Raw genomic sequence first — 13,118 nt, 5'->3', positions numbered from 1 at the left:
ACACTTTTCAAACATCTTCTTAGGCAACTATGATTAGTATTGGATCGCTGAGTGGGAAATTGCGATCGCGTTAATCTTAAATTAATCGCTCACAATGTAACCAGCTTATGCAATCCTTCAATATTACACTGCCAGATGCGATCGTTTAGACAACTATGATTATTGTTGGATTGCTGAGTGGGGAAATGCGATCGCGTTAATCTTAAATTAGGGACTTCCAAGAAATAAATTATCCACTCTTGTGGGGTGGGCGATACGAGCGCCCGTTGACAGGGGCGGACAAGATGTCCACCCCACAAGAAAAGTTGTATATTTTTTTATTTGTCAGTCCCTTAATTGATGACAATACCAGATTAACGAGTATCAAAGACTCGTTCATCCACCTCAGAACTCCGTTCATCCACCTTTGATACTCGTTCATCCACCTCAGAACTCCGTTCATCCACCTTTAATACTCGTTCATCCACCTCGGAACTCCGTTCATCCACCTTTGATACTCGCCTTGGCAAAAATCATTCGCGGCTATACAGACAAAACCCACCTCCGTGGGTTTCAATTTTCTGAGTCCGCGCAGGCGGACTTAGTTTGTGTAGCCGCGATTTCTAATCGCCCAGTATATTTATTTACAAAGGTCAGATACTCTCATACATCTGTTTATGCTTGACTAAAAGCTCTTGATATTTCTCATTTGTCTTTGCTTCTACCCACTTAGCTTTAAATATAGCTGCTGATTCCGCTTTCACTGCGTCTACTTCATAAGGAAGAATTTCTTTTTTATCACCTGAAGTATCCGAATTCTGTTTATATTTTCTGCCGCTTTTATGATTAGCATAACGGCGGGAGCGAGTATAACCCATTTGGATAAACTTTCGTGCCATATCCGCACCAACAAAATCATCTTGTTCTAGATAATCAAGAAACATCTCATAAATTTTTTCACTCGACTCTCTAGCAATATCAGGAGTTTTAAACCGCCAGTAGGGAAGAATTTCAGATTTGTATGGTTCAACCAAAAGTACACCCTGCTCACCCTTGCCAACACGATAGAGTTCAGGATGTTGGCGAAAATCAATATTTTTAAAGTCTAAAGAATAATCAAATGCCATGATAGATTTTTATTATGAATACTAAACTTTAAGTAAAAAGTTCAGCTTCTATCAAAGTATTGAGATTTTGTTCTACTATGCTATCTAGCACCCAAACCGCGAACAGTGTCCTTGCGCCAGGAAATCTGCGTAAAGTGCATCACATTGCCCTCAACGTCCAGGATATGCAAGCTTCCCGCCACTTTTATGGCACAATCCTGGGTTTGCAGGAACTCACAGGCGACGAAGTACCCGCAACCCTGGTGGAACTTGTTGCATCTGGGAAAGTAGCCAACTTCATCACCCCAGATGGTACGATTCTCGATTTATTTGGTGAACCAGAATTATCACCACCAGATCCCAATCCAGAGAAGACATTCACCAGAGCATACCATCTCGCCTTTGACATCGATCCGCAGTTATTCGATCGCGCGGTGACAGTAATCGGGGAAAATAAAATAGCGATCGCACATGGCCCTGTCACCCGCCCTACTGGTAGAGGAGTGTATTTTTACGATCCAGATGGCTTTATGATTGAAATTCGTTGCGATCCAGAAGCTAGTTAACTTAAGGGTAATAACAAAAGTATCTACTATGACCGCGAAACTCACGGAAATATTTAAAGTAATTGAAGATGCGATCGTAAAACCACCAATTCCACACGAACCATACAAGCAATCATTGAAAGCCTGGGCGATGTATTGTTTGCGAGACAAAGGTTTTATAGTCGCTTATGCTCAAAATGCCGACTTTGCCATTGAAAGAAAACGTGAAGAAAAGCTATATTTCAAAGTTTCAAATAGCCCCGATGATTTAGATAATTCTCTTAACTGGATTGTTTGGGATAGTGCAACCAAAAGCGCCAGTCTCATTCCTCAAAAAATAGACTGATGTCAAAACAGTCATCAAATGTTTCCCTGATTCTTTAACTATTCAGATGGATGTATTTTGACGAACTATCTTCCTTCATCAGACAACTGCTGCACAAATATTTGATGTTCTACTGAATTTAATCCCAACTGCAATACAGCCAATACTTGCTGCATATTGCCAGCAAGTAAATTAGATATTGACAACCACAAACCAGGAAATACTTGACTTTTGATAATTCCATCTGTGTTCACTTCTAAAGACACATATTCTCCTTGTTGCAGACCAAACCAATCTAATTTATTTTCAAATATTTGCCAAACGATGTATTCTTTTACCCCATTTCTACCATAGACTTTTTTCTTGTCATGTAAATCAATAGCAACACTACTAGCTGCTATCTCTATTACGAGTTCTGGCGCACCTTCGATGTAATCATCATCGCTGAAACGAGATTGTCCTTGAGATGTTGGTGTAATTAATAGCACGCCATCTGGTTGTGGTTCATTGTCTCGATCTAAGCGGACTGTTGGCTCAATTCCCAATCTCACACCAGGGGTTGATGCTTCATAAACTCCCAACCAAGTGATTGTATGGCCATGTGGTTCAGCATGACTTTCAAAACGTAATGGGGAAGCCAAGTATACAACTCCTTCAATTAATTCTGCCTTTTGATGACGGGGCATTGCTTGATAGCGTCGTTCAAATTCGTAGCGAGTGAGGCGATCGCCATTTTCTAAATGAGGAATTCGCTGCTTGAATGATAGATTGACCATGATTTTCTGCTCTGGCAAGGAGTTTTACTTTATTATGGCTTGAAACCTTAATTACGAATTACGTAGCTTGCTTCTCGCCTTTGGCGAGTATTACGAATTACGAATTAGTGTTGGGTTTCTCAAACACCATTAAATGCTGTTGAGGTAACAAGTTTTTAGTTTCCCGCCAAACCAAACCAACAGCTTGCATTTCTTTACGGACTTGCTTTTGAGTCATTTTGTGCAGACGTTTAATCATAATAAAAGGATTTTCACCGCGATACTCAACCAGCACTACCCTCCCACCTGGTTTAAGTGCTTTCACAATTCCTTGCATCACTTCTTGGGGATACTCAAGTTCATGATAAGCATCCACCATCAAGGCTAAATCGATGCTTTCAGATGGTAAATTAGGGTCAGTAAAAGTGGCTAAAACAGGCTCAATATTGGTGATATTTTTCTCTTTTTTGAATAACTCAATAATTTCCAACATTTCTGGTTGCACATCTACAGCCAACACCTTACCTGTTGTTAATAACGGCGCGATGCGAAAGCTTAAGTAACCTGTACCAGCGCCAATATCCGCCACCACATCATTAGGTTTGAGATTGAGGAGGCTGACTACCTTACTTGGCTGTTCTTCTCGCTCTCGGCTGGGACGTTCTAGCCAGCCAGCGCCAGTGTATCCCATAACTTGGGCAATTTCGCGCCCCATGTAGTATTTGCCGATACCATCTGGACTATGGATAAAACGCTGTTCGTAAACAGTGGTAGATGAAGACGCAGCTTGTGCTGTCAGGGTTGGGTTCAGCAACGAGCAACTCAAGATCGCAATAAGGGTTACTATAAAGTGGAGAAAATTTGACATTTGGTTATGACCGATCGGGATAGCTATAAGCAGCAATTAAAAGAATTTTATGGTAGTAGAACGACTTATGACTATGAGGAAGGTACTCGCCATCCTTTAGAAGCCAAAATTTTACTTGAATTTGTTCCACTACATTCGGAACAGAAAATCCTTGATGTCGCGACTGGAACGGGTTTAGTTGCGATACCCGCAGCCCAAAAAGTTGGTTCAGAGGGCTACGTGATTGGGATTGACATGACCCCTGGAATGTTGCATCAAGCAAGACTTAAAATTGCAGCAGCAAAATTACAAAATATCGAGTTGATTGAGGCGGATGCAGAATATTTAAACTTTAGCGATCGCAGTTTTGATGCTGTCTTTTGCTGTGAAGCAATTGTACTTTTTCCTGATATCCTTACTATTTTGCAAAAGTGGTATAGCTTCTTGAAAACAGGAGGGTATGTGGCATTTACCTGTCCTCCGGAAACTGCTTATATGGCATCTCTTCAGCAGAGGATCTGCGCTAGAGTTTTGGGCGAATCATTACCACATATTCTTGAACCACTGGGGACTCCAGAAAAATGTCGAAGTTTGCTCAATCAGGCAGGTTTTAGAGATATTGAAATTAAGATTGAACCCTCAGGACGTTACCGCCCTCTTAGGGATAACAAATTATCTTGGACAGCAATTAATATAAATTTTAAAGGTAATCCGTTATTGTCAAAATTATCACCAGAAAAATTAAATCAGTTGGAAGTTGAATACACTACAGAAATTGAGAAACTAGCAACCGATCGAGGTCTTTGGATAGACACTACAAAGTTCTTTGTTCGCGCTCGAAAATAAGTTGATGAGCTTTGCTGCTGAACTGACAGCTAAGGGCGATCGCACATGATAATCTTGCGGTTAATAATAACAATCACAGTTTAAGCTTCTAGACCGGTGTGTAAGTAAACATTTTCAGGATTTACTTGAACAGCCTCTTTAAAAATTTGTAATCCAACCTGTGGACGCTTATATGCAAAACCTGTCCCTAATGTTAGTGCCTGTACTCGCTGCACAGAAAGCAGCAGGTGATGGTTTAATTAAACCTCTCGGTCATCACGAGCTGCTGTTGGTGCTGGTGCAACTGTCACTATTGCTTCTCGTAGCGCGGGGATTAGGTGAGTTGATGCGCCGGATTAACCTCCCGCCTGTTGTTGGAGAATTACTGGCGGGTGTGCTGCTGGGCCCTTCTCTATTTGGTTTGCTCCTTCCCGGCTTACAGGCAGACATCTTTCCCAAAAGCCAAGAACAGTCTAATTTACTTTCGGTGATTTCTTGGTTGGGTGTGTTATTTTTGCTGATTGTGACTGGGTTGGAGACGGATCTAAAGCTGATTCTTCGTAAAGGTAAAACAGCTCTGTTGATTTCACTGGGCGGAATTATTGTCCCGTTTATCACCGGATTTGGATTAGGGTGGCTATTGCCAGATAGTTTTTTAGCCGACCCAGAAAAGCGATTGGTATTTAGTCTATTTATCGCCACAGCAATGAGTATTTCAGCAGTACCAGTGATTGCGAAGGTGCTGATGGACTTAAACCTGATTCGCCGTGACATTGGTCAAGTCACCTTAGCTGCTGGGATGACTGACGACACCATCGGCTGGATTTTACTTTCTGTGGTTTCAGGTTTAGCTAGTAGCGGCAAATTTGACTTTGGGACAATATTCCATTCTGTGAGTGCGGCCATATTATTTTTAGCGATCGCCTTTACAATTGGGCGTACCATCATAGACCAGATATTGCGGTGGGTTGATGACTATGTTGGTGGAATTGCCGCGAGTATGTCGGTTGTGCTGATTCTTTCGCTCTCGGCAGCAGCACTTACCCACGCATTAGGTCTAGAAGCAGCATTAGGTGCTTTCGTACTGGGGATTCTAGCAGGTCAATCCCGCCGCTTTAGCAATGAAGCTGGACACATGTTAGAAGTCTTCACAGCAAGCTTTCTAGCACCAATTTTCTTTGCTTCAGCTGGCTTGAAAGTTAATTTGCTCGCTCTGTTAGTCCCACAGACGTTGCTATTTGGTTTGATTGTTCTCGTTGTTGCCTGTGTTGGCAAATTTACAGGTGCTTACCTTGGTTCTCGTGCGGGCGGCTTGAGTCATTGGGAAGGTTTGGCAATGGGTTCCGGGATGAATGCTCGCGGGGCAATGGAAATTGTTGTTGCCACCATTGGTTTATCTTTGGGAGTGCTGAATCCCCAGATGTACTCGATTATTGTCATGGTGGCGATCGTTACTTCTCTAATGGCTCCACCCCTGCTGCGCTGGTGTTTGTCAAAGGTGGTTATGGGTGAAGAGGAAGCTCGACGTTTGCAACGAGAAGAACAGGATAGCCGCAGCTTTATCAAGCAGATTCACCGTATCTTAATACCTACTAGTGGTGGCCCCAACATCCAACTGGCGGCACAACTAGTCGGTTACATGGCTCACCAAAACTCGATAGAAGTTACATCTCTATATGCTCTGAGTGATAAGCAACCTCAAAGCAAAGCACGCCGGATGGAGGCAACCCAGGTAAAAGATACTGCCGCAGACCTTGCTCTAGCTGCTGTGACTGAGGAAATGCAGCTACCTGCTGATACCACCCTACAAACAAAAACGGAGTCGGGGCGTAATAAAGCGGAGGTAATTTTGAATGAAGCAAACAAAAACTATGACTTGATTGTATTGGGAGCTTCAGAACAGATCCGCCCCCAGAAAGCATTGTTCAATTTGCTTGTCGATCGGGTTGTCCAAGAAGCACCTTGTGCAACGATGGTGGTAAAGTCGCATCTACCCCAACCGAAAGGCGAGATATGCAAAATTCCTCAACAACAGCTTAAAAAGATTTTGGTGCCAACGGTGGGGACAGAATATAGTAAAAATGCTGTAGAGATCGCAAGTACGATCGCGGCTCAAACCGGGGCATTAGTGACGATCGTTAACGTAATTAATTTGCCACAGGTTGAGTATATTCTTTACGAACAGCGATCGCTAGCTCCAGTCAAGGAAATTGCTCACGATATGCTCGAACAGCAAGCAGAAATGGGCCGCAATCTGGGTGCTGATGTCAAAACTTATATTCTTCAAGGAAGCAGTCCAGAAAAGGAAATCCTCAAGTTTGCCCAAACCGAGGAAGTTGACTTAATTATTTTAGGGAGTAGTATCCGCATGGTTACGGGTCGCGTTTTCTTCGGTCATAGAGTCGATGCAATTCTGAGTAAAGCCCATTGTCCAGTAGCGGTAATTACTGTACCTTAAGAGTGCTGAGTGCTGTTAGCGGTAGCTCGGCGTTTAGCTCGTCCTGAGTATAAACCCAGTTGGTTTAAAGCTTTGAGCAATCAACACTGTCCTAATACCAATTGGAAAAAAGAATGCGACAAATAGACCATTTGTAGAGACGCGATTCATCGCGTCTTTACCCAAGAATATGTTCCAATCATTAATTGAATTGGTATAACATATCTGACTACAGCTATACATTAGACTTCTTGCAGAAGTCGGGGAAAGGGTAAGGGGTAAGGGGTAAGGGGAAAAGGCTCCCTAAACCTTTCCTCTTTAACATGAGTCCCTTTCCCCCAAGAGTGCAAAAGTTACTTTTGCAAGAGGACTATTTATTTCATAAACATTGCAAAAAAGAATGTAGAGACGTAGCTATGCCATGTCTCTACAAAGGTTCTAGATAACGCATATTTAATTTCACCAGATATCTAATGATTTGGTCTTAGCGCGAAGCTCTGGATGTTACCGATCTTTGTAAATTAGCTAAAGCGCGATTGTAATCCAAAATAGCTGTAACTCGATTACCTTCTGCTCTTGTCAGGTCATTTTCAGCATCAATTACCTCTGTTTGAGTACCCACACCAGCTTGAAACCTCAACCTTGCTAAATTCAGAGCTTCCCTAGCTTGATTTAAAGCCACACTAGAAGTCTGCACATTATTTAAATTGGATTGCAATTGAGCATAGTACTGTTCTACATCAAAGCGAATTAGGTCGCGCTGACTAGCAAATTGAGTCTCTGCGATCGCAATATTAGCTCTCGACTGAGCCGCTCTTGCTCTTGCTGCTCCTCCTTCAAATAAAGTTAGATTGCCTTGAAGTCCTACTGAATAGCCATCAGTAATGCTCGCGCCATCATTATACCGATCTAGCAGATTGTAGTTGCCTACCAAACTAACTTGCGGTCCTAGCTGTGAAAGTGCCTGTCGTCGCTGTTGCTCAGAAATATTACGTTGTGCCAAAAACTGTTGCAACTCTGGACGATTTTGAAACGCTTGGACAATACTTTGCTCTACCGTCTGCGACCAAAGACCCGCTAATTGTACGGGATCTGAGGCAGTGATATCAACTGACTGCGACAAACTTAACAACGTAGCAAGCTGACGACGGGCAATTTGCTGCTGTGAGATCGCATTAGTCAGTTGTTGTTGGGCGTTTGCTAAATTCACCTGAGCTTGCAGCACATCGAACCGCGTACCCACTCCAGCCTGTTCTCTAGCTAGAGTATCCCGCAAACTTGCCTGGGCATTGATCACAGCAGACTGATTAATTCTGACTAGTTGATCTGCTTGTTGCAAATCGTAGTATTGAGTGGTCGCATTCAAGCTAATTGTCAAAGACTGACTTTCAACATTTAATTCATCTACCCGTAGCTGTTCTTCGGCGGCTCGGATAGCCGCTTGTGTGTTCCCAGAAGTATAGAGATTATAATTCAGTTGTGCTGAACCATTAAAAGAAGTGCTGGCTTGAGACGAATTGCTCTTAAAACCATTACCATTATTAGTCACACTACTGTTAATACCAAGAGTAGGAAACAAAGCAGCTTGAGACTCGCGTAGCGCTGAACGACTGCGTTCTAGCTGTAATATAGCTACCTGTAAGTCTCGATTATTGCGTTTTGCGAGTTCCAAAGCTTGTGCCAAACTGATTGGCACAGTTCCCTGAATCCTTACTTCCTCCGGTTTAGTTGGAAATTGCAGAGGGTTGGGATTGGGGTTGAGGCGATCGGGAACTTGTACAGAGCTTGAAGAATTCTGTGCTTTTAGCTCAGTTGCTGCACTTACTGCATTTGGAAGAAGAATCGCCAACGCCACAGCAACCCAAGCAGAATGCACGAAGAATAAGCTGAAATTCATAATCTAGAATAGTCATTAATTAGGTTTTTTGAGGATATAATTAAAAGTTTTCATCCTGATTGACCTAAGAGATTTAAATCTTAAATTCCTCCTCAGAAGGTTAATCTTAACAAATTAGCCGACAATCAAACCATCCTGAACTCGAATAATCTTTCTGGTTTGAGCAGCGATATCAGGTTCATGAGTGACAATCACAATTGTGATCCCTTGGTCATTAAGTTCAGTCAGTAAATTCATCACCTCATGGGAAGTTTCAGTATCTAAAGCTCCTGTTGGCTCATCTGCCAAAACTAATGCAGGTCGGTTGACCAAAGCACGAGCGATCGCTACTCGTTGTTGTTGTCCGCCAGAGAGTTGACTAGGACGGTTAGCTATACGTCCCCCTAATCCTACCCTTTCTAAGGCTTCTAATGCCCTTTCTCGGCGTTTTGGCTTGGGCAAGTTAGCGTAAACCATTGGCAACATCACGTTTTCTAACGCTGTCGCCCGCGCCAATAGGTTAAATTGTTGAAACACAAAACCTATCCTTTGGTTGCGGATATAGGCTAATTCATCATCATCAAAAGTCGTTAGGTTTCTGCCTTCAAAAATATAATTTCCAGTTGTGGGACGATCCAGACATCCCAAAATATTCATCAGCGTCGATTTACCCGAACCTGATGCACCCATAATTGAGACATATTCCCCTTCCTCAATAGAGAGTTGAATTCCCTTGAGTATGGGAACGCTAACTTCTCCCAAGTGGTAAGTTTTAGTAATGGATTCCATCCAAATCATTGTTGGCATAAGAGTTAGGAGTTAGGAGTTAGGAGTTAGGAGTTAGGAATTACGAATTACGAATTATTTAGTCGCTTCTTAAAGCAGTAATTGGATCTAATTTTGCGGCGTTACGTGCTGGAATTACCCCAGCGATTAAGCCAACAGTTAACGAGAGTGCAAAGCCAGCAACGATCGACAATAAAGAAATTACAAAGGGAAATTTGAAACTGTTTGCAGCTACAAAGGCTAATAAAACGCCAGTCGCCATCCCAATACCTCCGCCGACAATGGAAATCACGATCGCTTCCGCTAAAAATTGATTAAGTATTGCCGAATTGGTTGCTCCTACAGCTTTGCGAATTCCGATTTCTCGCGTTCGCTCGACTACAGAAACTAGCATAATGTTAGCAATACCAATACCACCAACCACTAGAGAAATTCCAGCGATCGCTACCACCATGACTGTAAATAAACCCACAATACTAGTGAAGGTACTAACAATATCAGCTTGATTGGTCAGCCGAAAATCATCAGCTTGTGGCGGATAAATGTTATGACGCAGCCGTAAAAGATTGGTGACTTGAAACTGAGCGGCTTCTAACTGTTCCTGATTCGCGCCTTTAACTAAAATTCCACTTACAGAAACGCCTACTAGGGCATTATTCCCAACTAGTCTCTTGGACATACTAGTTAGAGGAATAAAAATCTGGTCATCTCGATCCATCGGCCCCTGAGCGCCTTTAGGTTCCATCACCCCAATTACTTCATAAGCCTCTCCCTGAATCCGAATTCTCTCACCGATCGGATTTACACCTTGTGCAAAGAGTGTTTTTTGAACTGTCGGGCCAAGAATGGCAAGCTGTGCAGCAGTATCTAGTTCTTCTTGGGTAAAATATCTCCCTTGTTGGGGATGAGTATTTCTGACTTCTGGGTAGTTCAAATCAGTGCCATAAATGGTTGTTGAGGTGTTTTGTCCTGCATAGACAACTTGAGCAGTGCGTTGGAGATAAGCAGAAACCAGCTGTGCTGATGGTGCTTGTGTAGCGATCGCCTTCGCATCTTCCCAGGTTAAGGTACTGCTAGAACCTACTCCTTGACGGACATTTCCGCTTCTTGCCGCACCAGCTAAAATTTGGATGACATCTGTACCCAATGCTTGGATCTGTTGCTCAACCCCTTTTTGCACTCCCTGACCGACAGAAGTAATGGCAATAACTGAAGAAATCCCAATAATCACGCCCAACATAGTTAGACCTGTGCGTAATTTGTTACTCCACAGAGTCTCTGCCGCCATTGTCAATATTTCCAGCAATGGTACTGTGCGGGTATTCTTCGCTTTATAAAAGCCCTTAAATATCTTAAACATAATGTTTTATTTAAAACTAACTTTAAGGGGAACCACCGCTTTGAGAACGACCACCCCCAGAACCGCCGCCTGAACGACTTCCGCCGCCTGCTCCTCTTCCGCCGCCACCACCGGCTCCACCTCCACCTAGACCTGGGAAAACTCCTCCTCTTGGTGTTGATTGCGGACGCGATCCTGGTGGGAAACTGAGCAATACTCTTTCGTCTCCTGTCAATCCAGACTTAACTTCGGTAAAGTTATTCGCAGTGACGCCAGTCTCAATGCGAGTGAACACAGGTCTGTTATTTTTTCCTTGCACAAACACGCCTGTAGCATTTTCTTGACGTACCACCGAGGCTGTTGGCACTACTAAAACATTTTGAACTTGACCGACTTGAAAATCTACTTCTGCATTCATCCCAGACCGCAATAGTCTTTGAGGGTCTAAAAGTGATACTCTCACTTCAAAACTGGTGACGTTTTGCTCTACTATTGCTTGGGCAGCAATTTGGCTGACTTTACCTTCAAAGGTTTTTCCTGGGTAGGCATCTGCTTTAATCGAGACTTTTTGACCAAGGCTGATTTTGGAAATATTTGTTTCCGCTAAATTGGCGACAACTTCATTTGTGGAAGCTAGAGACAAGATTGAAGAAGAAGAAGAAGAAGCTACTTCACTACTGGCAGTTGTGGGTGTTACGAAAGCACCGGGATCGGCATATTTCTTTGTCACCACACCATCAAAGGGTGCGCGAATAATCGTGTCATTGATTTCGGCTTGGATGTTTTGCAGCGAACCACGAGCCGATGTTACCTGGGCACGAGCGGCATTAATATCTTCTTGGCGCGTTCCGGCTTTCAGGAGTGCTAAAGCTTGCTGTCTCTGCTTCACCACAGCTCGTGCTTGCTCAATGTCTTCTGGACGCGACCCGGCTTTTTGCAGAGCCAGTGCTTGCTGTGCTTCATTTACACTGGCTTGAGCGCTGTCGCGATTGGAGCGGTTTTGGTTGAGAGTCTGAAGGGAAATACCGCCTGCATTGTAAAGTTGCTGATTGCGAGCAAAATCATCTTCGGCTTGGCGAAGGGCAGCTTGAGCGCTTTGCAAGCGTGCTTGTGCTTGGGCAATATCTTGAGAACGATTACCTGCGATCGCTTTTTGCAAATTCGCCTCGGCTTCGTCTAATGCTCCCTGTGATTGGGCAATATCTTGAGGACGATTACCTGCGATCGCTTTTTGCAAATTCGCCTCGGCTTGTGCCAATTGTCCTTGTGCAGAGGTAAGTTGTCCCCGAAGGTTGGAATCATCCATGTAAGCGACAATCTGTCCTTGTTTGACGATATCTCCTTCTTTTACCAATAGGCTTTTCAAGATGCCAGAATTTTTCGGGCTGAGATTGATTGACCGCTCAGGCTTCACCGTTCCGTTCGCTGAAACTGTAATTGTTAAACTCTGCCTTTCTACAGGTCTTGTCAGCACTCTGCGTCTGGCTTCTTGACGAGGAGCAACCGTTACTTGGTAATAAACGGCATAGCCAATTCCACCCAAAAGGCAAAGAGCAATTAGCCAAGAGAGCCAATTACGTCTGACCTTTTTTTTCTTTATCTCTGGAACTAAAACTGATGAATCTACGGTATTTGGTGTATCAATTTTCATATCATTTTGTCTATAAGGAACGGCTACCGAGCTATTTATTCACGGCTAAAACTATAGCCTGGTAGCCTAATACTGACAATGATTTTGAGTTTTTAGGGTTTTAAAGGTTTATTTGCAGTACCAATCCACTAGGAAGTCTGAAGTAATCATCATGCACTCTTACTAATCTCCCAGCAGGAACAATTTCCTGATTGGGAAGCAGAATATCCCCGTTAGGAAGTCTGAAGTAACCTCGATCGCGCAGTCTGACTACGGATCTAGCAGGAATAATTTGCCCATTGGGATATCTGATATCACCATTACCAAGTCTGACTACTCTGCTATTAAATTGGTTGTCACGATTCCAATTATCCCGATCTCTAGGGTTTCTGACTTCTACAGGATAGGATCTGCGATCGCGGTTCCAATTCTCTCTGTCTCTAGAGTTTCTGACTTCCCTAGAATTGGATCTGCCGTCGCGGTTCCAATCTCGATCGCGATCGCCACCAACGTAGACTTTCGTCTGGGCACTTGCAGGCGCAGTCAAGAGAGTAGGAACAACGATCAGGGCAGCAGCAGCTAATACAATCGATATCCGGTTTGGTTTCAACATAGAATTGACTCCTTATTTACATTAAAGTTCTATTCTGTCGATCTATGGATTAAGC

The 13,118-nt window shown here is 43.3% G+C and carries 13 protein-coding genes; 4 read left to right on the top strand and 9 right to left on the bottom strand.

The genetic code is table 11. From position 1 onward, the window contains the following. Positions 1–353: 353 nt before the first annotated feature. Together NSTC731_RS08740 and NSTC731_RS08735 are read right to left on the bottom strand one after the other, a co-directional pair. Positions 354–509 (bottom strand): hypothetical protein, encoded by a 156-nt coding sequence (locus tag NSTC731_RS08740; RefSeq protein WP_445630456.1) that lies wholly within the window; start codon positions 507–509, stop codon positions 354–356. 123 nt (positions 510–632) lie between these two features. Beyond that, complete coding sequence (locus tag NSTC731_RS08735; protein ID WP_445630455.1) at positions 633–1,106, bottom strand: DUF4385 domain-containing protein; 474 nt, start codon at positions 1,104–1,106, stop codon at positions 633–635. Positions 1,107–1,183: 77 nt separating this feature from the next. Between NSTC731_RS08735 and NSTC731_RS08730 the strand changes: the two genes are divergently transcribed. Next, positions 1,184–1,651: a VOC family protein gene (locus tag NSTC731_RS08730; RefSeq protein WP_445630454.1), complete on the top strand. Its 468-nt coding sequence runs from the start codon at positions 1,184–1,186 to the stop codon at positions 1,649–1,651. 28 nt (positions 1,652–1,679) lie between these two features. Continuing rightward, positions 1,680–1,976, top strand: coding sequence for a hypothetical protein (locus NSTC731_RS08725; protein WP_445630453.1), 297 nt, complete (start codon positions 1,680–1,682; stop codon positions 1,974–1,976). 65 nt (positions 1,977–2,041) lie between these two features. Here the strand turns inward: NSTC731_RS08725 and NSTC731_RS08720 are convergent, their stop codons facing one another. Beyond that, on the bottom strand, positions 2,042–2,731 hold the full coding sequence (locus tag NSTC731_RS08720) for a Uma2 family endonuclease (RefSeq protein WP_445630452.1): 690 nt from the start codon (positions 2,729–2,731) through the stop codon (positions 2,042–2,044). Positions 2,732–2,828: 97 nt separating this feature from the next. Beyond that, entirely contained in the window at positions 2,829–3,578 is a 750-nt protein-coding gene (locus tag NSTC731_RS08715; RefSeq protein WP_445630451.1) for a class I SAM-dependent methyltransferase, read from the bottom strand. Positions 3,579–3,584: 6 nt separating this feature from the next. On the opposite strand from NSTC731_RS08715, the gene NSTC731_RS08710 reads away from it, so the two are divergent. Beyond that, the gene (locus NSTC731_RS08710) at positions 3,585–4,403 is read left to right on the top strand and encodes a class I SAM-dependent methyltransferase (RefSeq protein WP_445630450.1); all 819 of its coding nucleotides are present in this window, start codon (positions 3,585–3,587) and stop codon (positions 4,401–4,403) included. A gap of 172 nt (positions 4,404–4,575) precedes the next feature. Continuing rightward, positions 4,576–6,840: a cation:proton antiporter domain-containing protein gene (locus NSTC731_RS08705; protein ID WP_445630449.1), complete on the top strand. Its 2,265-nt coding sequence runs from the start codon at positions 4,576–4,578 to the stop codon at positions 6,838–6,840. Positions 6,841–7,303: 463 nt separating this feature from the next. On the opposite strand, the gene NSTC731_RS08700 is transcribed toward NSTC731_RS08705, so the two are convergent. From NSTC731_RS08700 to NSTC731_RS08680, 5 genes are all read right to left on the bottom strand, one after another. Then, positions 7,304–8,716, bottom strand: a complete 1,413-nt coding sequence (locus NSTC731_RS08700) for a TolC family protein (RefSeq protein ID WP_445630448.1) — start codon at positions 8,714–8,716, stop codon at positions 7,304–7,306. A gap of 114 nt (positions 8,717–8,830) precedes the next feature. Next, complete coding sequence (locus tag NSTC731_RS08695) at positions 8,831–9,502, bottom strand: ABC transporter ATP-binding protein (RefSeq protein ID WP_445630447.1); 672 nt, start codon at positions 9,500–9,502, stop codon at positions 8,831–8,833. A gap of 58 nt (positions 9,503–9,560) precedes the next feature. Next, complete coding sequence (locus NSTC731_RS08690; RefSeq protein ID WP_445630446.1) at positions 9,561–10,841, bottom strand: ABC transporter permease; 1,281 nt, start codon at positions 10,839–10,841, stop codon at positions 9,561–9,563. A gap of 22 nt (positions 10,842–10,863) precedes the next feature. Further along, a complete protein-coding gene (locus NSTC731_RS08685; protein ID WP_445630445.1) occupies positions 10,864–12,471 on the bottom strand; it encodes an efflux RND transporter periplasmic adaptor subunit in 1,608 nt (535 codons plus the stop codon). 100 nt (positions 12,472–12,571) lie between these two features. Continuing rightward, positions 12,572–13,063: a hypothetical protein gene (locus NSTC731_RS08680; protein ID WP_445630444.1), complete on the bottom strand. Its 492-nt coding sequence runs from the start codon at positions 13,061–13,063 to the stop codon at positions 12,572–12,574. Between the last annotated feature and the right edge of the window lie 55 nt (positions 13,064–13,118).

The organism is Nostoc sp. DSM 114167, assembly GCF_052692655.1.
Note: the sequence above shows the minus strand (reverse complement) of the source record. Positions and strands in the feature narration are given on the sequence as shown.

Excerpts from the sequence above, each read along its gene's own strand:
- NSTC731_RS08735 (WP_445630455.1), bottom strand. The coding sequence starts at position 1,106 with ATGGCATTTGATTATTCTTTAGACTTTAAAAATATTGATTTTCGCCAA.
- NSTC731_RS08685 (WP_445630445.1), bottom strand. The coding sequence starts at position 12,471 with ATGAAAATTGATACACCAAATACCGTAGATTCATCAGTTTTAGTTCCA.
- NSTC731_RS08680 (WP_445630444.1), bottom strand. The coding sequence starts at position 13,063 with ATGTTGAAACCAAACCGGATATCGATTGTATTAGCTGCTGCTGCCCTG.
- NSTC731_RS08700 (WP_445630448.1), bottom strand. The coding sequence starts at position 8,716 with ATGAATTTCAGCTTATTCTTCGTGCATTCTGCTTGGGTTGCTGTGGCG.
- NSTC731_RS08725 (WP_445630453.1), top strand. The coding sequence starts at position 1,680 with ATGACCGCGAAACTCACGGAAATATTTAAAGTAATTGAAGATGCGATC.
- NSTC731_RS08710 (WP_445630450.1), top strand. The coding sequence starts at position 3,585 with ATGACCGATCGGGATAGCTATAAGCAGCAATTAAAAGAATTTTATGGT.
- NSTC731_RS08730 (WP_445630454.1), top strand. The coding sequence starts at position 1,184 with ATGCTATCTAGCACCCAAACCGCGAACAGTGTCCTTGCGCCAGGAAAT.
- NSTC731_RS08690 (WP_445630446.1), bottom strand. The coding sequence starts at position 10,841 with ATGTTTAAGATATTTAAGGGCTTTTATAAAGCGAAGAATACCCGCACA.
- NSTC731_RS08705 (WP_445630449.1), top strand. The coding sequence starts at position 4,576 with ATGCAAAACCTGTCCCTAATGTTAGTGCCTGTACTCGCTGCACAGAAA.
- NSTC731_RS08695 (WP_445630447.1), bottom strand. The coding sequence starts at position 9,502 with ATGCCAACAATGATTTGGATGGAATCCATTACTAAAACTTACCACTTG.
- NSTC731_RS08715 (WP_445630451.1), bottom strand. The coding sequence starts at position 3,578 with ATGTCAAATTTTCTCCACTTTATAGTAACCCTTATTGCGATCTTGAGT.
- NSTC731_RS08720 (WP_445630452.1), bottom strand. The coding sequence starts at position 2,731 with ATGGTCAATCTATCATTCAAGCAGCGAATTCCTCATTTAGAAAATGGC.